Raw genomic sequence first — 24933 nt, 5'->3', positions numbered from 1 at the left:
CACCCGCTTAGCCTGGTCGAGGAGCCGCGACGACGGGGGACGACGATGACCGAGAACGCTGCCCCCGGCGGGGCGAACGTCACGCCGCGGGGAACCCCGCGGGACGACGCCGCCCGGCGGCACCTCTGGGGGCACTTCACGCGGCAGTCGGCCTGGGACGCCGGGGTGCCCACACTGGTGCGCGGCGCGGGCCATCACGTCTGGGACGCGGCCGGACGCCGGTACATCGACGGGCTCTCGGGCCTGTTCGTGGTCCAGGCGGGGCACGGCCGCAGGGTGCTCGCCGAGGCCGCGGCACGGCAGGCGGGCGAGCTCGCCTTCTTCCCGCTCTGGTCGTTCGCGCACCCGCCGGCCATCGACCTGGCCGAACGGCTGGCCGACCTCGCGCCGGGCGACCTGAACCGCGTGTTCTTCACCACCGGCGGCTCCGAGGCCGTGGAGACGGCGTTCAAGCTGGCCAAGCAGTACTGGAAGCTGCAGGGCCGGCCGGGCAAGTACAAGGTGATCTCGCGGACCATCGCGTACCACGGCACCACGCACGGCGCGCTGTCCGTCACGGGTCTGCCGGGCCTCAAGGAGCCGTTCGAGCCCCTCGTCCCGGGCGCCTTCAAGGTGCCGAACACCAACATCTACCGGGCCGCGGAAGACCTCCGTGACGACCCGAAGGCGTTCGGCCGGTGGGCCGCCGACCAGATCGAGGCGCTCATCGAGGCGGAGGGGCCCGACTCGGTGGCGGCCGTCTTCCTCGAACCCGTGCAGAACGCCGGCGGCTGCTTCCCGCCCCCGCCGGGGTACTTCGAGCGGGTGCGCGAGATCTGCGACCGGCACGACGTGCTGCTGGTCTCCGACGAGGTGATCTGCGCGTTCGGCCGGATCGGGTCGATCTTCGCGTGCGACGACTTCGGCTACGTGCCGGACATGATCACGTGTGCCAAGGGTATGGCGTCGGGCTACTCCCCGATCGGCGCGTGCCTCGTCTCCGACCGGGTGTTCGAGCCGTTCGCCCACGGGTCCACGACGTTCGCGCACGGGTACACGTTCGGCGGGCACCCGGTGTCGGCGGCTGTCGCGATGGCGAACCTCGACCTCTTCGACGAGGAGGACCTGACCGGGCGGGTCAAGGAGAACGCGCCCGCCTTCCGGGCCACCCTGGAGCGGCTGCACGATCTGCCGATCGTCGGCGACGTGCGCGGCGCCGGGTACTTCTACGGGATCGAGCTCGTCCGGGACAAGGGCACGCGCGAGACCTTCTCCGGCGACGAGGCCGAGCGCCTGCTGCGCGGGTTCCTCACGCCCGCGCTGTTCGAGGCGGGGCTGTACTGCCGCGCCGACGACCGCGGCGACCCGGTGGTCCAGCTCGCGCCGCCGCTGACGATCGGGCAGCCGGAGTTCGACGAGATCGAGCAGATCCTGCGAGGCGTGCTGAGCGAGGCGTGGACGCGGCTGTGACCGGCCCGCGCACGGATGTGCGCCCGGTCACGCCGCCAGCAGGCGCTCCGTCAGGGCCCACAGCCGGCGGGCCGAGTCCGGGTTGATCGAGTGCGGCACGACGTCGGCCGGCACGTCGTCGGCGTCCGCCCCAGTGAGGTCGACGGGCCGCGGGTCCTCGTCCAGCGGCGAGACGTCGCTGTTGTTGAGGTAGACGCCGCCGACGTCGGCCAGCAGGGGGCTGGTCGCGGCGAACACGATCGTCGCGGCGCCCTGCTCCGGCGTCTTCTTGCCGTGCTCCGGGTCGATGACCGGGTTGCCGGCGTCGTCGATGAGGCGCATCGCGCGCTGCGCGGCCTCGCCCACGGAGCGGTTGAACGCGGTGGCCGGCACGATGCCGGGGTGCGGCGCGTACGCGCGGATGCCCTCGGCCGCCCAGCGCCGGTCGAGCTCGACCGTGAACAGCACGTTCGCCGTCTTGGACTGGGCATACGCCAGCCCCGGGTCGTAGCCGCCGGCGGTGAAGTTCGGGTCGTCCCACAGGATGTCGGACATCCGCTGCGCGCCGGACGTGGTGGTGACCACGCGGGCGCCGTCCGCCGCCCGGAGCGCCGGGTGGAGACCCAGGGTGAGCTGGGCGTGCCCGAGATGGTTGGTGGCGAGCTGCACCTCGTAGCCGCGCGCGTCCCGCTCGACCCGCGCCGGGGCCGGGTGGCCCGCGTTGTTGATCAGCACGTGCAGCGGTCGGCCGGAGCCCAGGTAGCGCTCGACGAACGCGTCGATCGACACGGGATCCAGCAGGTCGAGCCGGCCGACCTCGACCCGTTCGATCCCGGCGACGGCGGCGGCCGCGCGCTCGGGGTCGCGCGAGGCGACCGTGACCGAGGCGCCGGCCCCGGCCAGCGCGCGCGTGGCCACCAGGCCCAGGCCCGAGTGTCCGCCCGTGACGACGACGTTCCTGCCGGTCAGGTCGACGCCCGCGAGGACGTCGTCAACCGTGGAGGCAGCGGTGAAGCCGGTGCCGAGGGGGTGCTGGCGATGTGACATGACGTTTCCCTTCGTGCGGTGGGGCGAGCCCGGGTCAGGCGGCGGCGCGCTGTTCCGCGGGTCGGCGGCGCAGGGTGGGCTGCTGGATGGCCGGCGGGTCGTAGGCCATGTCGAGGCGGCCGATGTCGGTGCCGGGCGGCACGATGGCGTCGATCCGGTCGAGGGTCTCGTCGCTCAGCCTCACCTCGGCGCCCGCGAGCGCGCTGTCGAGGTGTTCCATGGTGCGCGGGCCGATGATCGCGGACGTGACACCGGGGTGGGCGACGGCGAACGCCATCGCGAGGTGGTTCAGCGGGATCCCGGCGTCCTGGGCGACCGGGATGAGCTGTTCGACGACGTCGAGACGCCGCTCGTCCTGCAGGTGCGCGAACCCGTACTGCGCCCGGTGGGCGTCGCTGGCGCGGCCCTTGCGGTACTTGCCGGTGAGCATGCCTCCGGCCAGCGGGCTCCACACGAGGGTGCCCATGCCGAACTGCTGGGCGACCGGCAGGACGTCGCGCTCGATGCCGCGGTTCAGGATCGAGTACGGCGGCTGCTCGGTGCGGAACCGCTCCAGGCCGCGCCGCTCGGCCACCCACTGCGCCTGGACCATGTCGGCGGCGGGCATCGTGGACGACCCGATGGCGCGCACCTTGCCGGAGTTGACCAGGTAGGTCAGCGCGGCCAGCGTGTCCTCGACGTCCGTGTCCGGGTCGGGCCGGTGGATCTGGTACAGGTCGATGTGGTCGGTGCCCAGGCGGCGCAGCGAGTTCTCCACCTCGGCGATGATCCAGCGCCGCGAGTTGCCGCGGTGGTTGGGGTCGTCGCTCATGGGCAGGTGCACCTTGGTGGCCAGCACGACGTCGTCGCGGCGGCCCTTGAGCGCCTTGCCCACGATCTCCTCGGACTCGCCGCGCGAGTAGGCGTCGGCCGTGTCGATGAAGTTGATGCCCGCGTCGAGGGCCTTGTGGATGATCTTGACCGACTCGTCGTGGTCCGGGTTGCCGATCGCGCCGAACATCATCGCGCCGAGCGCGTAGGGGCTGACCTTGATGCCGGTCCGGCCGAGGCTGCGGTACTGCATGGGGCCCTCCTGGGGTCGAGAGGTCTGGTGGGCGTCACCGCGATGCCGTAGTCTTGAGCTAAGCGGAACGCTCTTCCAGAACTATATGGAAAGCCATTCCGGTTAGCAAGAGATCGGGAGCGAAGTGATCCAGAACACAGAGCAGCGGCCGCTGCGCCGCGACGCGCAGCGCAACATCGACGCGCTGCTCGACGCCGCCAAGCAGGTCTTCGGCACGTCGGGCGTGGACGCGCCCGCCAAGGAGATCGCCGACCTGGCCGGCGTCGGGGTCGGCACGCTCTACCGGCACTTCCCCAAGCGGTCCGACCTGGTCAAGGCCGTGTTCCAGGCCGAGGTCGACGCCACCGCCGACGCCGCGCCGGTGCTCGCCGCCGAGCACCCGCCGGTCGTCGCGCTCGAGAAGTGGCTCCACCGCTACACCCAGTTCCTCGTGACCAAGCGCGGGCTCGCCTCGGCGCTGCACTCCGGCGACCCGGCGTTCGACGCCCTGCCCGCCTACTTCATCGGGCGGCTCGGCCCCGCCCTCGGCTCGCTGCTCGACACCGCCGTCGCGGCCGGCGCCGTCCGCGCCGTCGTCAGCCCGCAGGACCTCCTGTACGCCGTGTCCAAGCTGTCGCTGCCCATGGAGGACGAGGAGCCGGACCACGGCCGGCGCATGCTCGACCTGCTCGTCGACGGGCTGCAGTTCCGGGCGGAGCACTCCGCGGACCAGGACGGCAGCTGCGCATGACGGCGGGCGGCCTCACCAGCAGCGAAGACGCCCGGGACTACGGTCGCGGCCTGCTGGTCGGCCGCGCCGTCCGGCTGCGCCCCCTGGCCGAGGACGACCTGCCGCACCTGGACCGGTGGTGGCGGGACTCCGAGTGGCAGCCCTTGCAGCAACCCACCGTGCGTCCCCGGCCGGCTGGGCCGGCCGCCGACCTGTTCCGCGCGTGGAGCGCCAACACCGACCCGGGCGCGGTCGGCCTGAGCGTCGAGACCGTCGAGGACCCGCACCTCGTCGGGCACGTGACCATCCACGGAGCCGGCCTGCCGCAGCGCACCGGCACCCTCGGCATCATTCTCGGGCCCGAGCACACCGGGCACGGGTACGGGTCCGACGCCGTCCGCGTCATGCTCCGGTACGCCTTCCAGGAGATGAACCTGCACCGCGTCGAGCTGAGCGTCTGGAGCTTCAACACCGACGCGCGGCGCGCGTACGAACGGTGCGGCTTCGTCGTGGAGGGACGACGCCGGGAGGCCGTCTTCCACGCCGGCCGCTACCACGACGACGTCGTCATGGGCGTGCTCGCGAGCGAGTGGACCGCGACGGGGTCGAGCTAGCACCGCACCCACGGAGCCGGTTTCGGGCGGACGCCGTCCGCGACTAGGGTGGGCCCACTTGGCGCGGGGCGCCGGGCACCCGCCCGGCTGAGATGCACCCGTGGAACCTGATCTAGGTAGTGCTAGCGAAGGGAACGCCTCATGGGCTCCGTCCTGCCCGACGCCGTCGCGTCGGTCGTCACCGCGGTGCGCGACACCGCACCCCTGGTGCACTGCGTGACCAACGTGGTGGTCACCAACTTCACCGCCAACGTCCTGCTCGCCGCCGGCGCGGCACCGGCCATGGTCGCCGACCCCGAGGAGGCGCCCCTCATGGCCGGCGCCGCCGGCGGCCTGCTCGTCAACCTCGGCACCGTCGAGGGCGGCCAGGCCGACGGCATGCGGGCCGCCGTCGACGGCGCCACCGCCGCGGGCGTGCCCTGGGTGCTCGACCCCGTGGCCATCGGCGCGCTGCCGCTGCGCACCCGACTCGCGGCCGAGCTCTTCGCGCGCGGCCCCGCCGTCGTGCGCGGCAACGCGTCCGAGATCCAGGCGCTCGCCGGCGGCGCCGGCGGCCGGGGCGTCGACTCCCTCGACACGCCCGACGCCGTGCGGGACGTCGCACTGGGCCTGGCCCGGGCCTCCGGGGCGGTGATCGCCGTCAGCGGCGCGTCCGACCTGATCACCGACGGCGAGCGCGTCGTGCGCGTCCAGGCGGGCACCTCCCTGATGACGCGCGTGACCGGCGTCGGCTGCTCGCTCGGCGCGCTGGTCGCTGCGTGCTCCGCCGTCACCGAGGACCGCCTGCTCGCCGCGACCGCCGCGACGGCCTGGCTGTGCGTCGCCGCCGACCGCACCACGTCGACCGCCCCCGGCAGCTTCGCCGTGGAGCTGGTCGACCGCGTGTTCGACGTCGACGCCGAGGCCGTCGGGTTCGGCGCCGGGCTGGTGAACGAGCCCGCCGCCGGGCATGAGCCCGCGCGGGCCGAGGCATGAGCGCCCGGATCCGCCTCGACCCGTCCGTCTACCTCGTCACCGACACCCAGCAGTGCGGCGGCCCCGCCGGGGTCGTCGCCACGGTGGGCGCGGCGGTCGACGGCGGCGTGACCGCCGTCCAGCTCCGCGACCCGGGCGCGACCACCCGCGAGCTCGTGGACCTCGGCCGCGCCCTGGTCGCCCTGCTGCGGCCGCTCGGCGTCCCGCTCGTGGTGGACGACCGGGTGGACGTGGCGCTCGCGATCGACGCCGACGGCGCCCACGTGGGCCAGCGCGACCTCGACCCCGTCTCGGCGCGGCGGCTGCTGGGGCCGGACCGGCACCTCGGGCTGAGCGTCAGCACGCCGGAGGAGGCGCAGGCCGCGGCCGACCTGCCGCCCGGCACCGTCGACCTGCTCGGGGTGGGCCCGGTGCGACCCACCCTGACCAAGTCCGACGCCCGGCCGGCGATCGGCTTCACCCGGCTGAGCGTCGTCACGGCCGCCGCGGCGCTGCCGTGCGTGGCGATCGGCGGGCTGCGGGCCGCGGACGTCGCCGCGCTGCACGGCGCCGGTGCGGCCGGCAGCGCCGTCGTCTCCGCCGTCTGCGGGCGGCCCGACCCGGCCGCCGCGGCGCGGGAGATCGCGCTGGCCTGGGCGGCGGCGCGGGCCGAGAACCGCTCCGGCGTGCGCTCGGGGGCGACGACGGGACCGGCCTCGTGAGCGCGCCGGCGCGGGACGCGGCCCAGGTCGGCGAGGTCTCTCGCGCCATCGAAGCGCGTCCCGCCGAAGCCGCCGCTCGCAACGACACAGCCCCGCGCGTGCGCCCGCCCGGCCATCCCGTCGTGGCTCTGACGATCGCGGGCTCGGACCCGTCGGGCGGCGCCGGGATCCAGGCCGACCTGAAGACCTTCGCGGCGCTCGGCGGCTACGGCTGCGCGGTGCTCACGGGGCTGACGGCGCAGTCCACGACCGGCGTGACGCGGGTGCACCCCGTGCCCGCCGACATGGTGCGCGCGCAGCTCGACACGCTGTTCGCCGACGTCGCCGTGGACGCGATCAAGATCGGAATGACCACGGACGCCGCCGTCGCCCGGGCGGTCGTGGCGGCACTGCGGGACCTGCGGGCCGCCGAGCAGGCCCCGTTCGTGGTGCTCGATCCGGTGATGGTCGCGACGTCGGGCGACCGGCTGCTGGCGCCCGACGCCGAGGCGGTGCTCCGCGACGAGCTGCTCCCCCTGGCCGACCTCGTGACGCCCAACCTGCCCGAGGCCGCCGTGCTGCTCGGCGTCGAACCGGCCCGCGACGGCAGTGAGGCGGCGGACCAGGCCCGGGCGCTGCGGGCGCTCGGGGCGGGGTATGCGCTGGTCAAGGGCGGGCACCTGGACTCGGCGGAGTCGGTCGACCACCTCGCGGGGCCCGGGGTCAGCGGGGACGGCGTCGCCACGGACGGCGTCGTCGCCCTGGTGGCGCTCCGGATCCCCACGCGGAACACCCACGGCACGGGCTGCACGCTCAGCTCGGCGTGCGCGGTGCTGCGACCCGTGCACGACAGGTGGGAACCCGCCGTCCGGGCCGCCAAGGAGTACCTGACCGGAGCGTTGCGCGCGGCGGACGGCCTCGTCGTCGGCGGCACCGGCACGACGACCGGCCCGTGGCATGGTCACGGCCCGGTCGACCACGGCTTCGCGACCCGCGCACCGGCCAGCTGACCGCCTGACCACCCGGCTGACTCGGCCACGTCGAACCGGCGAGTCAGCCGGGTGGTCCGCCTACGCCGACTTGAGGATCTCCGCCGCCCGGGCCCGCGCCCAGGCGTCGGCCTCCAGCACGCCCTCGACCGACGACGCGTCGCCCGCAGCCGTCGTCCCGTGCGCCTCGACGACCGCGGCCACCGTGTCGACGATGTCGAGGAACCCGATCGTGCCGTCGTGGAAGGCGTCCACGCACACCTCGTTCGCGGCGTTGTAGACCGCGGGATGGGTCCCGCCGGCCTCGCCCACCTGGCGGGCCAGCCGGACCGAGGGGAAGGCGTCGTCGTCCAGGGGCAGGAACTCCCAGCTCGCGGCCTGCGTCCAGTCGATCCCGACGTCGACGTCGGGCAGCCGCTCGGGCCACGACAGGCCGAGCGCGATCGGCACGAGCATCCGCGGCGGCCCGGCCTGCGCGATGGTGGAGCCGTCGACGAACTCGACCATGGAGTGGATCATCTGCTGCGGGTGCACCACGACGTCGATCGCGCTGAACGGCAGGTCGAACAGCAGGTGCGCCTCGATGACCTCCAGCCCCTTGTTGACCAGGGTGGCGGAGTTGGTGGTGACCACGCGGCCCATCGCGAAGTTGGGATGCCGCAGGGCCTGGGCGGGCGTCACGTCACGCAGGTCTTCCCGCGAGCGGCCGCGGAACGGCCCGCCGCTCGCGGTCACCACGAGCCTGCGCACCTCGGCCGAGGAGCCCGAGCGCAGCGACTGCGCGATCGCGGAGTGCTCCGAGTCCACGGGCACGATCTGTCCCTCGTGCCGCACGGCGGCCTTGACCAGGGCACCGCCCACCACGAGCGACTCCTTGTTCGCGAGCGCCAGCGTCGAGCCGGCGCCCAGCGCGGCCAGCGTGGGGCGCAGGCCGACGGAGCCGGTGATGCCGTTGAGCACCACGTCGCTCCCCCACCCGGCCAGCTCGGTGGCGGCGTCGGGGCCGGCGAGCACCTCGACGCCGTCGGCACCGGCCTCGCCGAGCAGGGTGGTCAGCGCGGGGCGCGCGGCGGCGTCGGCCACGGCGACGGCGCGGACGCCGAGCGTGGCCGCCTGCCGGGCGAGCAGCGGGAGGTCGGAGCCGCCCGCGGACAGCGCGTCCACGCGGAACCGGTCGGGGTTGCGCCCGATGACGTCGACGGCCTGAGTGCCGATGGAACCGGTGGAGCCGAGAAGGGTGACGCTTCGCATGAGGCCCATCCTGTCAGCCCGGGACGGCCCGGCCGGCGTCAGGACTCGCCCGGCTGCTCCGTCCGGCCCCGGCCGAACATGCGCCAGCCGCGGACCACGCCCCGCGGGTCGGGGACGGGGGCGTCCGCGGGCTCCCAGCCGGCGTCGTCGTCCAGCGGGACCACCCGCAGGCCGAAGTCGGCCAGGATCACCGGGATGCCGCGGATCGCGGCGCGATCCTTCTCCCGGTCGGGCTCGGACAGGTCCGCCCAGGGCCGCAGGTCGGGGTGCAGCCGGCGGGCGTCGTCGCGCTCGGGCCCGTAGGTCCAGCCGGCGGCGACCTTCTCGGCCATCCAGCGGTCGTGCTCGTCCACGGCCCGCGCGTCGACCACCGGCTCCGGGATCCGGCCGTGCTCGACGTCGCCCGCGGGGACGACGGTGCAGCCCATCTGCCGCAGGCGGTCAGGGATCGCGCGCACCTGCGCCCGGTTGGCGGCCCGCAGGTCCTCGGACAGCTCGGACCAGGAGACCATCGCGGGCGTGCTCTGCCACGCCACGCCCCGGGCGCGCTGGTTGCGCAGGTAGGTCAGGTGGGCGGAGACGGCCATCAGGTCGTAGACGTCGTCGTGCACGAGCACTCCCGGCGCGGTGGCCCGGCGCAGGAGCGTCCCGGGCTCGACGATGTCGAGCCGGCCGGCCAGGTCGTCGAGGATGGCGCCGTCGTGCGTGCCGAAGAGACCGCCCAGGCCGGCGAGCCGGTTGAGGCGGAGCACGACGGCACCCTCGCTCGCGCGCCAGAGGTCGCTGTCGTGCAGCGCCTCCCGGAGCGCATCGCCGTCGTCGTCGTGGCACACATAGACGCGCTGCGGGCTGCCGACCGCGCGGACCTCGGCGAACGTGTCCACGGGGACGAGCCGGCACGCCGCGCGCACGCTGGGCCAGCGGGCGCGCAGCGCCTCGGCGGCCTCCCGGGCACCTGGCCCGACCAGGGTCACGGTGAGCGGTTCGCCGCCGTTGGCGATCTCGACGCTGCGCAGGCGCGCGAACGCCACGACCAGCGCCCGGCCGAACGTGCCGTGGCCGACGACGGAGAGGTGCGGCGCGACGCCGCGGGCGAGGACCCGGTCGCGCCGGACCAGGGAGCGGGCGACGAGCTCGCCCAGCGTGAAGAAGTCGACGCCCGGCTGCGGGTGGCTCAGGTGCCGGGCCTGCAGGGCGAGCGCGAGCTCCGGGTCGCTGACGTGGGCGTTCAGGCGCAGGCCGGGCAGGTCGGCGGCCCGGTCCGCGCGGTTGGCCACGGCCACGGTGAGCACGTTGACACCCGGTTCGTCGTCCTCGGCCGCGCAGGCGTACAGGACGGCGGCGCCGGACACCCCCGCGTTGCGCAGGGACCCGGCGTCGCCGGTCGTGGTGCGGGCGACGACGGCGCCGCGGGCGGCGAGCGCCTCGGCGATGAGGTCCGCCGCGGGCGTGCGGCCGACGACGATCGCGTGGCCTCGCATCCGGCGGGTGCGCATGAGCACGAACTGGTCGGCGAAGAGCGACCGCACGGCCTCGAAGACGGCGTAGCCGGTGGCGACCGGGGCGAGGAACCGGGCCGCCTGGAGCTGCCAGGGCAGGTCACCGCCCTGGTTCGTGGCCTCGGCGCCGAGCACGAAGAGCTGGACGGAGTAGTAGACGAGGTCCCAGCCGCTGGTGCCCCACTCGAAGTCGGGCGAGGTGCGGTAGAGCCAGAAGCCCCACAGCCCCAGGCCGAACGCGACGCCGAACAACGCCGCGAAGCCGGTGCGGACCCAGGACCGGCGCACGCGCAGCCGCCGGGGCCCGTCGCGGGGGACGACCAGCTCGGGTGCCATCTCAGACCTTCCTCGTCGGATTGCACGATCCATGCCTAACCGTGCATTTCACCACGAAGGTGACTAGCGTCATGACCTGCGGCGACACTACACACCGAGGGATATGTTTCTCCCGGTCCGCAAACATTCGCCGAGGAAAGGCTGCGGGAGCAGGATGACCGACCGGATTGTCCGCTCCCTGCTCCCGACTGCCCGCGCGCACGCGGCGCCCCGCACCGACGGGTACGACGCCTTCCTGTCGTACAGCCGCGACTCCGACGGCGAGTTCGCGCCCGAGTTCCACACGCAGCTCCTCGACTTCGACAAGCGCGACGACGTACCGGACCTGAACATCTTTCTGGACCGGACCGGCCTGGCGAACAACCCGAGCCTGTGGGACGCCATCGAGCTCAAGCTCGAACGGTCCGACTACCTGATCCTGCTCGCCTCGGAGGGCGCCGCGAGCTCGAAGTACGTGGCCAAGGAGGTCGCCTGGTGGCTCGACCACCGGGGACCCGAGACCCTGCTGGTGGCGCTGACCAGCGGCAAGATCGTCTGGGACCAGACAGCGAACGAGATCGACGCGATCAGCACCACGGCGCTGCCCGCCCCGCTGGTCGAGCGGATCGACCACGAGCCCAAGTGGACCGACCTGACGAGGCTGCGCCAGCGCCGGCGCTGGCGGCACCACCCGGACCTGGCGGGGGTGCTCGCGGAGCTGGTCGCCCCGCTGCGGGGCCCCGACGGCAGCACCGAGGAGATCCTCAGCGCCCACATCGCCCGGCAGAGCTCGGCCGGGATGCGCAACCGGCTGGTGAACATGGCCCTCGGGGTCATGCTCGCCCTGTCCATCGGCGCGTTCGCGTTCGCGGAGCGGGAGGCGGACCGCGCGAACGAGGCGGTGAACGCCAACGCCGCCCACCTCTTGGGCGCGACGTCGCACGTGGTGCACCAGGACGATCCCGCGACGGCACAGCTCCTGGCCGTGGAGGCGGTCCGCCGGCTGCGGGACGGGCAGACCCGGACGGCGCTGTTCAACGCCGTGACGGCCAACGAGCCGGCTGACCCGTACCTGCTGCGCACCGTCGACGTGCCCGAGGAGACCGGCCTGGCCGACGTCGCGCCGACGGGCACCGGCGTCGTGGGCCGGACCGAGACCGGCGACCTGATCCGCTGGAACCCGGACGACGGCGCCCCCACGGTGCTGCGCGGCGACCGCACCCCCTTCGGCACGGTGAGCGGGTCCGGGAGCGGATCCCGGCGCCCGGGCCCCGTCGTGGCCGGCAGCGCCGACGGCTCGGTGGTCGCCGCGGTCGACGACCTGGGCGTGACCGTGGGCCGGTTCGGGCCGCTGCCCGCCGGCAGCACCAGCCGGCAGACGCACCTCGACCTGCCGGGCACGAGGGCGGTGGCGGTCACGCCCGACGGCGGCACCCTGCTCCTCGCGTGGCGGGACGCCGGGACCGGGCGGAACCGGATCGGCAGCATCAACCTGGCCGGTCGCGACCTCGCCGTCCTGGAGTCCGACGACGGCCCGCAGCGCCCGCACGAGCAGCGGCTGGCGTTCCGCACCAAGGCGGAGACGGACCTGGCGGTCACCTCGCTCGCCGTCGGCTCCAGCCGCACCCTCGCCGTGGCCGACGCCGCCGGCGGGATCCTGGAGATCCGCAGCCTCGACTCCCTGGAGCTGACCGGGGCCGCGCCCGTCGAGCTGCCCGAGGGCGGCGTCCCGTCACCCTCCCTGCAGGACTGGGCGACGCTGAGCTCCGACGACGGCGCGACCACCGTGACCCTGCACCACTGGGCGGACGGCTCCGTGCGGTCGGCCGACTGCCCGGTCCCGCGCGTCTGGTCGAACCCCGAGGTGGTGGCGGTCGACGACGCCACCACACGCGCGCTGGTCGCCACGGACGACGGCCTGGTCGCGTGCGAGATCGGCGCCGACACCGACGTGCACCGCACCTGGCACCTGTCGGGCATCCGGCGGCCCCAGTCGCCGGTCCTGGTCGGGGCCGACCGGGTCGCGGCGGCGTCGGACGGCCGCATCGCCCTGTGGAGCACCGCCGACACCCACGGGGACGTGCCCCTGCCGAGCGCGGCAGGTGTGGCGGCGGCTCGCGCGGCGGACGGCGCGGCCGATGCCGACGGGCCGACCGCCGTCCTGGCCACGTACCGGGCCGAACCCACGCGACCGGCCAGCACCGCGGCGTCCTGGTCGGACGGCACCGTCATGATCCACGGCCTCGGCACGGTGGACCTGCCCGCGGGCAGCCCGGACGCCGGACGCCCGCTGCTGCCGGTCTGGCTCGACGAGAGCCGGCTCCTGCTCGTGACCCCCGACGGCGACGCCTACCGCACCCAGGGCGGGACGACGGCGGGGTACGAGGCCGGGTTCCGCGACCTCGTCGGACCGGGCCTGGACCGGGGCGACCCGGCCTGCGCCACGATCGTGAGCGCCCAGCGCACGCGCGACGACATCGTGCTGGTCGACGCGTGCTCCGGGCTGCACCTGCTCGACGTCGGGCTCCAGGAGCGGGCGCTGTACGTGCCGGGGCCGATCGGCAGCACGCCGCGGCTCGCGTCGCCGTGGGTGGAACCCGGCCGGGTGGCGGTCGCCGACGACGGGAGCAGCGTCGCCGTCGCGCCCCGTGACTTCTCGCTCCGGGTGGCCGACCTGGCGGCCGCGGCCGCGGGCGCGAGCGACGTCTGGACGGTGCGCGGCAGCAGCGTGGACCAGGTGCACGTGATCGGCGAGCGCAGCAGCCCCGAGGACACCGCGCTGCCCGAGCAGCTCGTCACGCTGGGCCTGGACTCGAAGGTGCGGCTGCGCGCGGTCTCCGGGCCGAGCGCCCCCGAGAGCCTCGACCTCACCGGCACCTACGGCGACGTGCTGGCCGTGCTGCCGGGGCCCGACCTCGTGGCCCGCAACCAGGGCTCGGCGCTGGCGTTCTTCGACATCGGGACCGGTCAGAAGGTCGGCGCGCTCGCGACCCGGCTCTACGCGCCCGGCGGCGCCGTCGCGCCGGGCGACGTGTACGCCGGCGACGGTCAGCTGCTGGTGGTCCAGGACCACGGCGTCACGACGGGGTGGACCTTCTCGGACGACCAGATGATCGCCCGGGCCTGCGCCATGGCGGGCCGTGAGCCGACGGCGGCGGACATGCCGGAAGGGGTGACCCTCACGGACACCCCGACCTGCACCCCCTAGGTGTTGAGTGCTGGATATCTGTCGTCCTGGCACACGAAAAAGGACAGATATCCAGCACTCAACGGGGGTGGGGTCCGGTCAGGACTCCAGGCGCTTGGCCTCCGACTCGGCCTCGTCCGCCTCGTCGTCGCGGCCCTCCTTGCGCAGCGCGCTCGTGAGCGAGCGCATCGAGGTGGCGGCGTCGGACTTGGCGAGGTCGGACGACGTCCCGCGCAGCTTGGCCCACAGGCCCATCGCCTCCTCGGCGACCTCCAGCACCTGCGAGCGCTCCTTGCTGCCGAGCGCCGACGTCGTCACCGTCTCCAGCGCGTGCTCCAGGGCGACCCGCTGCTTGCCCGGGTCGTCGTCGTCCAGGCTCTTGAAGAGGCCCACGGCCTCGCCGACGAGCGCCGAGGTCGACTTCTCCGGGTCCTTGGCCGCCGCCTGGCTGCCGAACGACAGCAGCGCCACGGCCAGCCGCGACACCGTGCTGCCGGCCTCGCCGGGCAGCTTCTCCGCGCCCGAGGCCACCAGCTGGTGCAGCCGGGCGGCGGTGCGGGTCTCGATGTTGTCCTCGCGCTCCGGACCCTCGTCCTGCTCCGGCGCGGCGGCCGGTGCCGGCGCGGCGGCCGGCTCCGTCCCTGCGACCGGCTGCGGGCCGGCGTCGGGCTCCGCGACGGCCGACGCCGCCTGCGGCGACGTCCCCGGTGCCGGCTCCCCTGTCGCGGCGGCCTGCGCCACCTCTGCCTGCTCCGGCAGTGCGTCCGTGCTCACTCGTTCCTCCTGTTTTTGGTGCGACGAAACTACCAGAATGGGCATTCGGTCCGGTATGTAAGAAACGTCGGTCCACGGCGCGCGTCGGGGCCCTCGGGACGGCCCGCACCCAGTACCGTCGTCGGCCATGAAGACCTGGTCCCGCGGCGAGGCCCGCGACCTGCTCCAGCACGCCGGAACCCGGCACGACCTGGGCTCCCGTACCCTCAGCCAGCGCCGCGGCGCCCCCGCACGCGTCCGTGCGGCCTACCGTGCGGCGCGCGACGCGCGCGTGCTGGACGAGCTGTCCGAGGTGCCCCTCGACCGGATCCGCGAGGTCGGCACGGGGCGCTTGCGCCTCGGCCCGGTGGAGCAGGCGGGATACCGCACGGTCGGCCAGGTGCGGGCGGCGGCCCCGGAGGAGCTCACGGCGATCGCGGGCGTCGGCGCCCGCACGGCCGAGGCGCTGCGCGCGGCGGCCCAGCAGGTCTTCGACGCCGTGGACGCCGGGCTCGCCTTCCGGCTGGACCACGCCCCCGCCGACCCGCTCGCCACCCGCCTGGTGCGCGCGCTGCACGACCACCTGCACGTCCAGCGCTTCTTCCAGACCTGGCAGGACCGGCTCGACGTCGACGTGCGGGAGCTGGCCCGCCTGGCCGAGGCCGGTGCGCTGCGCGCCACGTTCGTGCGGCGGTTCTTCGCCGGCCGCACGCGCACCGACCGCGCCGACGCCGCACTGACCGACCTGAGCACGCTGTGCGACGACCTCGACGCCGTCGGGATCACCGACGACCTGCGCCGCCTGGACGAGGTGCTGACCGCGACGTCCGACGCCGACGTCTGGAGCGACTACGAGGCACGGGCCGCCGCCTACATCACCGCGCTGGGCGACCTGGTCGACCTCGGCATCGACGTCGCGGCCGCCGAGGGCTTCCTGCCCGAGGAGGTGGTGGGCGAGGTCGCGGCGCAGGACCTGGACACCTCGCTGCTGAAGGTCTCGCTGCGCAGCTACCAGGCGTTCGGCGCCCGGTACGCGCTCGCCCAGCGGCGCACGATCCTCGGCGACGAGATGGGCCTGGGCAAGACCGTCCAGGCCATCGCGGTGATGGCCCACCTCGCCGCCAAGGGAGGCACGCACTTCCTGGTGGTCTGCCCGGCGAGCGTCGCGGCCAACTGGGCCCGCGAGGTCGCGGCGCACTCCGAGCTCCCGGTCCGCGTGCTGCACGGCGACGACCGCGAGGCAGGCATCAAGGAGTGGGCGGCCGACGGCGGCGTCGGCGTCGCCACCTTCCCCCAGCTCGGGCACCTGCGCGCCGGCGACCTGCCGCGCCCCGCCCTGCTGGTGGTGGACGAGGCGCACTACGTGAAGAACCCGGAGGCGCAGCGCTCCGAACGGACGGCGGACTGGGCCCGCGCGGCCGAGCGCGTGCTGTTCATGTCGGGCACGCCCATGGAGAACACCGTGGACGAGTTCCGCAGCCTGGTCGGCTACCTCAAGCCCGAGGTCGCCGACGACATCGACCCGGCAGCCGGCCTCGCGGGCGCCTCGGCCTTCCGCCGGTCGGTCGCGACGGTGTACCTGCGGCGCAACCAGGAGGACGTGCTCACCGAGCTGCCCGAGCTGGTCCAGGTCGACGAGTGGGAGCGGTTCGGCAAGCACGACGGCGCCGCCTACCGCCACGCGGTGCTCAAGCGGTCGTTCGCGGACATGCGCCGGGCCGCGTTCGTCGAGGCCCCCGAGCCGACGGCGAAGCTGGTCCGGCTGCGCGAGATCGTCGACGAGGCGGTGGAGAACAACCGCAAGGTCGTGGTCTTCTCCTACTTCCGCGACGTGATCGAGCGGGTGCTCGCCGAGCTGGGCCCGCTCGCCGTCGGGCCCATCACCGGATCCGTGCCGGCGGCCCGCCGCCAGGAGCTGGTCGACGAGTTCACGCAGGCGGCGGAGCCCAAGGTGCTGGTGAGCCAGATCGAGGCCGGCGGCGTGGGGCTCAACATCCAGGCCGCCTCCGTGGTGATCCTGTGCGAGCCGCAGGTCAAGCCGACCGTGGAGGCGCAGGCCATCGCCCGCGCGCACCGGATGGGCCAGGTCCGCACCGTGCAGGTGCACCGGCTGCTCATCGAGGACAGCGTGGACGAGCGGCTCCTGGACATCCTCGGCACCAAGGCCGAGCTGTTCGCGGAGTACGCCGGGCGCGCCACCGTGGCGGCGACGCCCGGGGCGCCGGACGTCGCCGACGCCGAGGTGGCGCGCCGGATCGTCGACGAGGAGCGGGCCCGCCTGGGCGAGCCCGCGGCCTGACGCTTTCCTCGCGGACCGGGCCGCGGGCTGCTGAGATGGGTGCATGACGACCGCCGCCCTCACCCGAGGACCAGTCCAGGCCGCCGAACGTTCCCCCGCACCCGATCTGGCTCGGGGCTTCATGCTCCTCCTGATCGCGATCGCCAACACGCCGTACTACCTGTGGGCCAGCGACATGAGCGGGGGTGCCTCGCACCCGGTGAACGGGTCGGCGGTCGACAAGGCGGCCGACTTCCTGATCATCGTCCTGGTGGACCTGCGGACCTACCCCATGTTCGCGTTCTTGTTCGGCTACGGGATGATGCAGCTCTACAACCGCCAGGTCGCCTCGGGCACCCCGGAGCGGGCGGCCCGGCGGCTGCTGCAGCGGCGCAACTGGCTGCTGCTCGCGTTCGGGTTCGTGCACGCCGCGCTGCTGTGGATGGGCGACGTGCTCGGGGCCTACGGCCTGGCCGGCCTGCTCATGGTGTGGCTGTTCTTCCAGGTCAAGGACCGCACGCTGCTCGTGTGGACCTCGGTGTTCGGCATCCTGCTGACCGTCGGCACGGCCTTCGCCGTGGTCGGTGCCTGGTTCGTGGCGCAGCTTCCCGCGGACGACCCCACGGCCCGCAGCATCGCCGCGGACCTCGCGCCGTCGAGCGAGTCGATGGCCACGACGTCGTACCTCGCCTCGATCGGCGAGCGGCTGACCTACTGGACGCTCGGCACGTTCCTCCAGGGCCTGCTCGTCCTGGTGGTCCCGATGATGCTCCTGCTCGCGTTCTGGGCCGGACGCCGCCGCATCCTGGAGCACCCGGGCGAGCACCTGACCCTGCTGCGCCGCGTCGCCGTGGTCGGCATCACGATCGGCTGGCTCGGACCGCTGCCCTCCGCGCTCGACCACGTCGGCGCGATCGACGTGCCCGACCACGCCGCGTGGGTGTTCTACCCGGTCCAGTTCCTCACCGGGTTCTTCGGCGGGCTGGGCTACGTCGCGTTGTTCGGCCTGATCGGGCACCGCGTCGCGCAGCGGCGCACCGGTACGCCGTCGCGCAACCTCTTCCTCACCGACGGGCCGTTCGCGGGCGCCGTGCAGGCGGTCGGCAAGCGGTCGCTGACCTCGTACCTGCTGCAGTCCGTGCTGTGCGCGCCGGTCCTGGCCGCGTGGGGTCTCGGCCTGGGCCAGTACCTCAGCTCGTGGAGCATGCTGCTGTACGCGGTCGTGGTCTGGGGGCTCACGGTCGCGTTCGCCGTCTGGCAGGAGCGCACGGGCCGCCGCGGACCGGCCGAGGTACTGCTGCGCCGGCTGGTCTACGGCCGGCCGGTGTCAGCCCCGGCGCGGGGCTGACACCGCGCCGACAGCGGGGTCAGGCCGGGAACGAGTCGACGGGCTCGTCGTCGCCGTCGCCGTCGGTGTCCACGGAGATCGTCGACGTGCCGCCGGCGGTCTCCACCACGACGTCGGGCACGCCGTCGCCGTCGGTGTCGTACAGCTCGACGTCGGGCACGCCGTCACCGTCGTAGTCCTCGAACTGGGCGTCCACCACGCCGTCGCCGTCGGTGTCTGCGACCTCGACGTCCGGGATGCCGTCGCCGTCGAGGTCGTACTTGCCGGGCTTGTCGGCCAGGAACTCGGACACGTGGTTCTCCTTGCTGGTCTGGGGACGCCGCTGATCTGGTGTCGCCGCTGGGTGCTCCTCCGATCATGCCCCACACGGGCGGTCCCCCGGGCGTCCTGGGAGGTGCCGCGCTCCATGCCGCCGGACAGGTTTCCGATCGACCGAGATTTCACCCGTTTCCCCTCGCGGGTGAAATAGTCCGTCGCCTACATTCAGCACATGCTGATCCAGGCTCGCAGTCCCCGACGCCGCGCCACGCTCCTGGCGGCCACCACCTGCGCCCTCCTGGTCGTCTCGGGCACGGCCGTCGCCGCCGTCACCCCGGGCACCGGGTCCGGGGCGGACGACGCCGCGCGGGCGTGGTCCGTCGACCTCGCCGACGTCGGCGCGGACGACGCAGGGGTGCGTGCCACGGAGGACGGGCTGCGGCTCGACGCGACAGTCTCGCCCGAGGCGGCCGGCGATGCCGGCGGCGCGACCACGGACCGCGAGGCGTCCGGACAGCTCGTCGCCGAGCCGGTGGAGCTCGACTCCCCCGCGAGCGGCGTCGCCGCCGACGTCGACGCGACGACCCCGGCCACCTCCGTGCTGGTCGACGTCCGCGGCCGGTACGCCGACGAGGGTCCCGACTCCTGGACCGAGTGGGTCCCGGCCGGCACGCCGCTGCCGGTGGCGGCGCGGACCGTCCAGGCCCGCGTCACGCTCGTGGGCGACGGCGAGGCCGGCCCGGTCGTGCGGGGGGTGACGCTCACGCCCGAGACCGTGCAGTCCCGGTCCCTGCAGGAGGTCGAGGCCCGGCCGACGTCGGGCGAGCGGGCGTACACCGTGTACGCGACCCGCGAGGGCCTCGTGGGCGGCACCACCGCCAACGGGCACGTCATCACGTCGCGCGACCACTTCGTCGCCCTGCCGTCCCGGCGCGGGCTGTCGTCGAACAACTCCGGCAGCTACTCGGTGCGGGTCTGCGCCGCGAGCACGGGCCGCTGCGCGTACGCCCCGGTGTGGGACGTCGGCCCGTGGAACACCACCGACGACCACTGGAACGCGTCCGGGACGCGCCAGTCCTGGGCCGACCTGCCGCAGGGCAAGCCGCAGGCGCAGGCCGCCTACCAGGACGGCTACAACGGCGGGCTCGACGGCTTCGGACGCCGGGTGGCCAACCCGGCCGGGATCGACCTCGCGGACGGCACGTTCTGGGACGGGCTGGGGCTGACCGACAACGCCTGGACCACCGTCACCTACCTGTGGACCGGCTCCGGCCCCAAGGGCGTCGTACGGACCAGCGGCGGGCCGCTCACGGTCCGTTCCGGGCCCGGCACCGGCAACGCCGCCGTCGGGCAGGCCGGGAACCACGCGAACGTCGTGATCGAGTGCACCGCCACCGGCACCACCGTGACCGGCTACTACGGCACGAGCAACGTGTGGAACCGGATCGGCCCCGGCAACTGGATCTCGGACGCGTACGTCAACACGGGTTCGAGCAGCCCGGTGGCCCCCGCCTGCTGACGTGTCAGACGTACAGGCCCCTCCGGTGACCTGTACGTCTGACACGTCGCGGGGCGCCGATCAGGCGCGGCGGACCGACACCGCCAGGCCCACGGCCGCCGCGCCGACCACCACGGCCGCCAGCAGCGGCACCGCCGCCACGCCGGACCCCGCCACCACGAACGAGGCGAGCGCCGCCCCGACGGCGATCCCGCCGTTGAACAGCACCGGGATCAGCGCGCCCGCGAACGAGCGGCGCTCGGGCCCGGCCAGCCGCAGGATCAGCGTCTGCGCGAACGGCGGCATGGCGCCCGACACGACGCCCCACGCGACGACGACGGCGACCCCGACCACGGGGCCGGCGTCCACGGCTCCGAGACCGAGCACGGCGAGGGCGGTCGCGGCCACGCTGACGACGAGCGCCGGGGCGCTCCGGTCACCGAGCCGGCCCGCCAGCGCGACCCCGATCGCCGAGGCGAGCCCGAACACCAGGAGCAGGGTGCTCATCCCGCCCGGCAGCGACTGCGCGGGCGCCTCGGCCAGCCGGGTGATGTACGTGTACGCGCCGTAGTGGCCCACCAGGACCAGCGCGACCAGGCCGGTCACGGTCAGCAGCCGCGCCATCCCGCGCCGCGGCCCGGCCGCGGCATCCACGGCGCCCGCCCCACCTGCCGCGGCCGGGTCGTCGGCAACGGCCGTCCGGGCCACGACCAGCCGGACCGCGACCGCGGCCAGCAGGCTCAGGACCGCGAGGGCCCAGAAGGCGGCGCGCCAGCCGGCGGCGTCGGCCACGAGCCGGGCCAGCGGCGTACCCACCACCATCCCGAGGGTCGCCCCGCCGAGCACGACAGCGATGGCCCGGCCGAGCAGGCGGTCGGGGACCAGGTCGGCCACGTGCGCGTTGGTCGTCGCCCACAGCAGGCCGACGGCGGCCGCACCGAGCACCCGCGCGCCGACAGCCACCTGGAACGTCGGGGCGAGCGCGGTGAGCGCGGACGACAGCCCGAGCACCGCCAGACCCCCGGCGATCACCGCTCGGCGGTCCCACCGGCGGGTCAGCCGCACCAGCGGAAAGCTCAGCACCACGACGACGGCCGCCCACATCGAGACGAGCAGCCCGGTGCTGGACTCCGCGACGCCGAGCCCGGTGCTCATCTGCTGGAGAACCGCCGTGGGCAGCATCTCGGCGGTGACCATGAACAGCGTGCCCGCGCCGAGCACGAGCAGCGACGGCCAGGGCAGCACGTCGGTGGGGGGCGCGGGAGGGCCGGCGGCTGTCGCCGGAGCAGTGTTCGTGCTGGTGGGGGCGGCTGGGGTAAGGCCTGTCGTGTCCATGCCTGCCACGCTAAAGTTTGACACTGGTGTCAATGTCAAGCCCCTGCCCGGAGGTGCGTCATGAAGATCGGTGAGCTCGCCACGCGGACGGGGGTCACGACCCGCCTCATCAGGTACTACGAGCAGCAGGACCTGCTCGAGGCAGACCGGGCGGCCAACGGCTACCGCACCTACACCGAGGCTCACGTCGAGCGGGTGAGCCGCGTCGCCGGCCTGGTCCAGGCGGGCATCCCGACCCGGCTGGTCAAGATCCTCCTCGACGCCGAGGACGCCGCGGAGCGCGAGGACCCGACCTGCCCGCGGGAGGTGGCCCAGCAGCTCGCCACGGAGCTGGTCGGGGTCCAGGCACGCATCGACTGCCTCACCCGGAGCCGGGACTCGATCCGCAGGTTCCTGACGGCGACCCAGCACGAGGTGCTGCTCCGGGAAGCACAGGAGCCCGCAGCCGCCGCCGTCTGACCTGCGAACAGGCCGGAGGACGGGGGCCGCGGGCTCTGTGCCGCAGCTCGGGACGAAGGGTCACTCGACCCCGAGCAGCACCTCCACCGCTCGGCTCAGGAACGCGTCGACCGAGGCCTCGTCGTAGGCCTCCGGCCCACGGGCCCGGCCGAACGTCGCCGACCGGATGTCACCGGCCGTCAGCGGCTCCTGCCGGTCGAAGTAGCCGATCAGCCGGTCGCACAGGTCGTCGACGTCGTCCTTGTCGTAGCCCTGCGAACCGCGGTCGGCGGGCGCGAACTTCTCGCCGTCGGGCCGGCCCAGCCGTCCGTACAGCGAACGCGCGCGCTCGGCGAGCGCGTTCATCCAGGCCTGCTGACCGTGCGCCGAGGCGTACTCCGCACGCTGCCGCGCGATGAACGCCGCCTCGAGACGGTCGAGCGCCGCGTCGACCTCGTGGGTGTTGTACCCGCCACGGGTCAGGTCGAACGTCGAGGCCTGGATGTCGGCACTCGTCAGCCGTTCGGCCGTGCGCCCCTCGTACGCCTGCCGGGCATGCTCGAAGAACTCGTCGACCTCGTCCTTGTCGTACCCGGTGCGCATCTTGGGAACGCTGTTGAACATCCCACTCACTCGTCGTCCTCCTCAGCCGCCAGCTGCCCGCAGGCACCGTCGATGTCGCTGCCGCGGGTGTCACGGATCGTGGTCGGGATCCCGTGCCCGCGCAATCGTGCCACAAACTCGTCCTCGACATCCCGGTCGCTCGCGGTCCAGATGGAGCCCGGCGTCGGGTTGAGCGGAATAGGGTTCACGTGCACCCAGCCCTTGCCCCGCGAGTTGAGCTTCTCGCCCAGCAGGTCGGCCCGCCAGGCGTGGTCGTTCATGTCCTTGATGAGGGCGTACTCGATGGAGACGCGGCGCCCGGTCACCTCGAAGTAGTTCCGTGCGGCGTCCAGCGTCTCGTCGACGTTCCAGCGCGTGTTGATCGGCACCAGCTCGGAGCGCAGGTCGTCGTCGGGCGCGTGCAGCGACAGCGCGAGGGTCACCGGGATGCCCTCCTTGGTCAGCTTCTGCATGGCCGGGACCAGGCCCACCGTGGAGACCGTGATGTTGCGCGCCGACATGCCGAGCCCCTCGGGCTGGGGCGCCACCAGCGTGCGCACCGTCTCGATGACCGCCTTGTAGTTGGCCAGCGGCTCGCCCATGCCCATGAACACCAGGTTGTTCAGCCCGGTGACGCCGCCGGGGATCTCGCCGTCCGCCAGCGAGCGGAACGCCGCGCGCACCTGCTCCAGGATCTCCGCCGTGGACAGGTTGCGCGTCAGGCCGAGCTGGCCGGTCGCGCAGAACGGGCAGGCCATGCCGCAGCCGGCCTGGCTGGAGACGCACAGCGTGGTCCGGTTCGGGTAGCGCATGAGGACCGACTCGACCTTGGCGTCGTCGAACAGGTGCCACAGCGTCTTGACCGTGGTGCCGCCGTCGGCCTCCAGCTTGCGCGTGGGGCGGATGAGCTGGGGGAACATCGTGGCCGCGAGGGCCTCCCGGGACTTCGCCGGGAGGTCCGTCATCTGCGCGGCGTCGCTCGTGTAGTGCGTGAAGTAGTGCGTGGCGAGCTGCTTGGCCCGGAAGGCGGGCTCCCCCGCCTCCAGCACCGACGCCACGCGCTCCTCGGGCGTGAGGTCGGCGAAGTGCCTCGGCGGCTTGCCGCGGCGCTTCGGCGCCATCTGCAGCGGGATCGCCGGGGTCTCGTCCGACGGACGCACGACGGGCTGGGCAAGGGGAGTTTTCATCAGGCAACCACCGAGAGCACGAGATAGACGAAGGGCGCTGTGATGACCAGCGAGTCGAGGCGGTCCAGCACGCCCCCGTGCCCCGGGAGCAATGAGCCCATGTCCTTCAATTCTAGGTCACGCTTGAGGAGCGACTCAGCGAGATCGCCGACCGTGGCAGTGACGGCGGTCATGACGCCGAGCGCGATCCCGAGGATCGGGCTCTCGCCCAGGCCGTACACCGCCCCGACCACGCCCACCGCCGTGGCCAGCACGATCGAGCCGGCCAGGCCCTCCCACGACTTCTTGGGGCTCACGGTCGGCGCCAGCGGGTGGCGGCCGAGCATGACGCCGGCGATGTAGCCGCCGGTGTCGTTGGCGACCGCCAGCAGGATGAACAGCGCCACGCGGATCTCGCCGTCGGGCTGCGCCAGCATCAGGACCACGAAACCGGCCAGGAACGGGAGGTAGGACGCGGCGAAGACCGCGGCCGCCGAGTCCCGCACCGCGCTGAGGCCGGAGCCGTCGAGCGCCCGCCACACCACGGTCGCGGCCACGGTCAGCACGAACGCCACGAACAGCGCCTCCGGCCCGCCCCGGTAGGCGGAGACGATCATGCCGGCGGTCCCGACGAACAGCGGGATCATCGGCAGCCGCAGGTCGCGGCGCGCGAACGCCTGCCGCAGCTCCCACAGCCCCGCCCACAGCAGGACGACCACGAACGCCACGAACGGCTCGGGTCGCCAGTACAGCGACGCGCCGACGATGCCGAGCAGGCCGACGCCCACGAGGATGGCGGCGGGCAGGTTACGGCCCGCGCGCGACTTCTTCGCGGCGGGTTCGGGTTCCGGGCTCACGGCGGTGTGCGCGTTGTCTCGCTCTGTCGTGTCTCGAGGCGGTGCGGGCATCAGACCTCGAGCAGCTCGCTCTCCTTGCCGGCAAGCAGCTGGTCGATCATCTCGACGTGGCTCTTGGTGATCTTGTCCAGCTCCTTCTCCGCGCGCACGACCTCGTCCTCGCCGGCCTCGCCGTCCTTGACGATGCGGTCCAGCGTCTCCTTGGCCTTGCGGCGGATGTTGCGCACCGAGACGCGCGAGTCCTCGGCCTTCTGCTTGGCGAGCTTCACGTAGTCGCGGCGCCGCTCCTCCGTGAGGGAGGGCAGCACGATGCGGATGGCGTTGCCGTCCGTCGCCGGGTTCACACCCAGGTCGGAGTCACGCAGCGCCTTCTCGACGGCGGGCACCGAGCTCTTGTCGAACGGCGCGACCAGCACGGTCCGCGCGTCCGGGATGTTGAAGGACGCGAGCTGCTGCAGCGGCGTGGGCGCGCCGTAGTAGTCGACGGTGATCTTGCTGAACATGCCGGCGTTCGCGCGTCCGGTGCGGATGCCCGCGAAGTCCTCCTTGGCGACCTCGATCGCCTTCTCCATCTTTTCCTCGGCTTCGAGGAGGGTCTCGTCGATCACCACTGCTCCTGTCGTTGGTCTACGGGTGGTGCCG

22 protein-coding genes and 1 riboswitch are annotated in these 24933 nt (G+C 73.8%); of the genes, 11 read left to right on the top strand and 11 right to left on the bottom strand.

From position 1 onward, the window contains the following. The first annotated feature begins 45 nt into the window (after positions 1-45). Complete coding sequence (locus tag ACZ7LE_RS09345; RefSeq protein ID WP_470402996.1) at positions 46-1449, top strand: aspartate aminotransferase family protein; 1404 nt, start codon at positions 46-48, stop codon at positions 1447-1449. A 27-nt stretch (positions 1450-1476) separates the two neighbouring features. Here ACZ7LE_RS09345 and ACZ7LE_RS09340 read toward each other — a convergent pair whose 3' ends face one another. Next, on the bottom strand, positions 1477-2475 hold the full coding sequence (locus tag ACZ7LE_RS09340) for an SDR family NAD(P)-dependent oxidoreductase (RefSeq protein ID WP_470402995.1): 999 nt from the start codon (positions 2473-2475) through the stop codon (positions 1477-1479). Between the two features lie 34 nt (positions 2476-2509). Next, positions 2510-3538: an aldo/keto reductase gene (locus ACZ7LE_RS09335; RefSeq protein WP_470402994.1), complete on the bottom strand. Its 1029-nt coding sequence runs from the start codon at positions 3536-3538 to the stop codon at positions 2510-2512. 124 nt (positions 3539-3662) lie between these two features. Here ACZ7LE_RS09335 and ACZ7LE_RS09330 point away from each other — a divergent pair, with 124 nt between their 5' ends. The 5 genes from ACZ7LE_RS09330 to thiD all read left to right on the top strand — a co-directional run bounded on the left by ACZ7LE_RS09330 (position 3663) and on the right by thiD (position 7526). After that, positions 3663-4268: a TetR/AcrR family transcriptional regulator gene (locus ACZ7LE_RS09330; protein ID WP_470402993.1), complete on the top strand. Its 606-nt coding sequence runs from the start codon at positions 3663-3665 to the stop codon at positions 4266-4268. Beyond that, positions 4265-4861, top strand: coding sequence for a GNAT family N-acetyltransferase (locus tag ACZ7LE_RS09325; protein ID WP_470402992.1), 597 nt, complete (start codon positions 4265-4267; stop codon positions 4859-4861). The genes ACZ7LE_RS09330 and ACZ7LE_RS09325 overlap by 4 nt, the downstream gene beginning before the upstream one ends. A gap of 54 nt (positions 4862-4915) precedes the next feature. After that, positions 4916-5013: riboswitch (TPP riboswitch) on the top strand. Continuing rightward, complete coding sequence (gene thiM, locus ACZ7LE_RS09320) at positions 5003-5836, top strand: hydroxyethylthiazole kinase (protein ID WP_470402991.1); 834 nt, start codon at positions 5003-5005, stop codon at positions 5834-5836. Its footprint overlaps the riboswitch before it by 11 nt. Beyond that, positions 5833-6537: a thiamine phosphate synthase gene (gene thiE / locus ACZ7LE_RS09315; RefSeq protein ID WP_470402990.1), complete on the top strand. Its 705-nt coding sequence runs from the start codon at positions 5833-5835 to the stop codon at positions 6535-6537. Before thiM ends, thiE begins: the two co-directional genes overlap by 4 nt. A gap of 122 nt (positions 6538-6659) precedes the next feature. Continuing rightward, positions 6660-7526 carry a bifunctional hydroxymethylpyrimidine kinase/phosphomethylpyrimidine kinase gene (gene thiD / locus ACZ7LE_RS09310; protein WP_470402989.1) on the top strand — a complete coding sequence of 289 codons (867 nt, stop codon included), beginning with the start codon at positions 6660-6662 and terminating at the stop codon, positions 7524-7526. A gap of 60 nt (positions 7527-7586) precedes the next feature. On the opposite strand, the gene dxr is transcribed toward thiD, so the two are convergent. After that, positions 7587-8756 carry a 1-deoxy-D-xylulose-5-phosphate reductoisomerase gene (gene dxr / locus ACZ7LE_RS09305; RefSeq protein WP_470402988.1) on the bottom strand — a complete coding sequence of 390 codons (1170 nt, stop codon included), beginning with the start codon at positions 8754-8756 and terminating at the stop codon, positions 7587-7589. Between the two features lie 38 nt (positions 8757-8794). Continuing rightward, complete coding sequence (locus ACZ7LE_RS09300) at positions 8795-10591, bottom strand: RyR domain-containing protein (RefSeq protein ID WP_470402987.1); 1797 nt, start codon at positions 10589-10591, stop codon at positions 8795-8797. A 154-nt stretch (positions 10592-10745) separates the two neighbouring features. Between ACZ7LE_RS09300 and ACZ7LE_RS09295 the strand changes: the two genes are divergently transcribed. Next, entirely contained in the window at positions 10746-13778 is a 3033-nt protein-coding gene (locus tag ACZ7LE_RS09295; protein WP_470402986.1) for a TIR domain-containing protein, read from the top strand. 78 nt (positions 13779-13856) lie between these two features. On the opposite strand, the gene ACZ7LE_RS09290 is transcribed toward ACZ7LE_RS09295, so the two are convergent. After that, positions 13857-14531, bottom strand: coding sequence for a hypothetical protein (locus ACZ7LE_RS09290; RefSeq protein ID WP_470402985.1), 675 nt, complete (start codon positions 14529-14531; stop codon positions 13857-13859). A 127-nt stretch (positions 14532-14658) separates the two neighbouring features. Here ACZ7LE_RS09290 and ACZ7LE_RS09285 point away from each other — a divergent pair, with 127 nt between their 5' ends. Beyond that, positions 14659-16809, top strand: coding sequence for a DEAD/DEAH box helicase (locus ACZ7LE_RS09285; RefSeq protein WP_470402984.1), 2151 nt, complete (start codon positions 14659-14661; stop codon positions 16807-16809). Positions 16810-16852: 43 nt separating this feature from the next. After that, the gene (locus tag ACZ7LE_RS09280; protein ID WP_470402983.1) at positions 16853-18136 is read left to right on the top strand and encodes a DUF418 domain-containing protein; all 1284 of its coding nucleotides are present in this window, start codon (positions 16853-16855) and stop codon (positions 18134-18136) included. Positions 18137-18155: 19 nt separating this feature from the next. On the opposite strand, the gene ACZ7LE_RS09275 is transcribed toward ACZ7LE_RS09280, so the two are convergent. Next, positions 18156-18428: a hypothetical protein gene (locus ACZ7LE_RS09275; RefSeq protein ID WP_470402982.1), complete on the bottom strand. Its 273-nt coding sequence runs from the start codon at positions 18426-18428 to the stop codon at positions 18156-18158. Between the two features lie 198 nt (positions 18429-18626). On the opposite strand from ACZ7LE_RS09275, the gene ACZ7LE_RS09270 reads away from it, so the two are divergent. Beyond that, positions 18627-19913 (top strand): hypothetical protein, encoded by a 1287-nt coding sequence (locus tag ACZ7LE_RS09270; RefSeq protein WP_470402981.1) that lies wholly within the window; start codon positions 18627-18629, stop codon positions 19911-19913. Positions 19914-19973: 60 nt separating this feature from the next. On the opposite strand, the gene ACZ7LE_RS09265 is transcribed toward ACZ7LE_RS09270, so the two are convergent. Then, positions 19974-21227: an MFS transporter gene (locus tag ACZ7LE_RS09265; RefSeq protein WP_470402980.1), complete on the bottom strand. Its 1254-nt coding sequence runs from the start codon at positions 21225-21227 to the stop codon at positions 19974-19976. A gap of 60 nt (positions 21228-21287) precedes the next feature. On the opposite strand from ACZ7LE_RS09265, the gene ACZ7LE_RS09260 reads away from it, so the two are divergent. Next, entirely contained in the window at positions 21288-21686 is a 399-nt protein-coding gene (locus ACZ7LE_RS09260; RefSeq protein ID WP_397393260.1) for a MerR family transcriptional regulator, read from the top strand. A 60-nt stretch (positions 21687-21746) separates the two neighbouring features. On the opposite strand, the gene ACZ7LE_RS09255 is transcribed toward ACZ7LE_RS09260, so the two are convergent. From ACZ7LE_RS09255 to frr, 4 genes are read right to left on the bottom strand one after another with little or no spacing between them, the layout of a single operon-like run. Next, positions 21747-22289 carry a DivIVA domain-containing protein gene (locus tag ACZ7LE_RS09255; RefSeq protein WP_285105094.1) on the bottom strand — a complete coding sequence of 181 codons (543 nt, stop codon included), beginning with the start codon at positions 22287-22289 and terminating at the stop codon, positions 21747-21749. Between the two features lie 5 nt (positions 22290-22294). Continuing rightward, positions 22295-23455, bottom strand: coding sequence for a dual-specificity RNA methyltransferase RlmN (gene rlmN / locus ACZ7LE_RS09250; protein ID WP_470402979.1), 1161 nt, complete (start codon positions 23453-23455; stop codon positions 22295-22297). Then, entirely contained in the window at positions 23455-24291 is an 837-nt protein-coding gene (locus tag ACZ7LE_RS09245; RefSeq protein WP_470402978.1) for a phosphatidate cytidylyltransferase, read from the bottom strand. The genes rlmN and ACZ7LE_RS09245 overlap by 1 nt, the downstream gene beginning before the upstream one ends. Before the next feature lie 50 nt (positions 24292-24341). Beyond that, positions 24342-24899 (bottom strand): ribosome recycling factor, encoded by a 558-nt coding sequence (gene frr, locus ACZ7LE_RS09240; protein ID WP_397393258.1) that lies wholly within the window; start codon positions 24897-24899, stop codon positions 24342-24344. Positions 24900-24933 lie beyond the last annotated feature (34 nt).

This window comes from Promicromonospora sp. NPDC110617, assembly GCF_055598465.1.
This window is presented reverse-complemented; position numbering and strand designations above follow the sequence as displayed.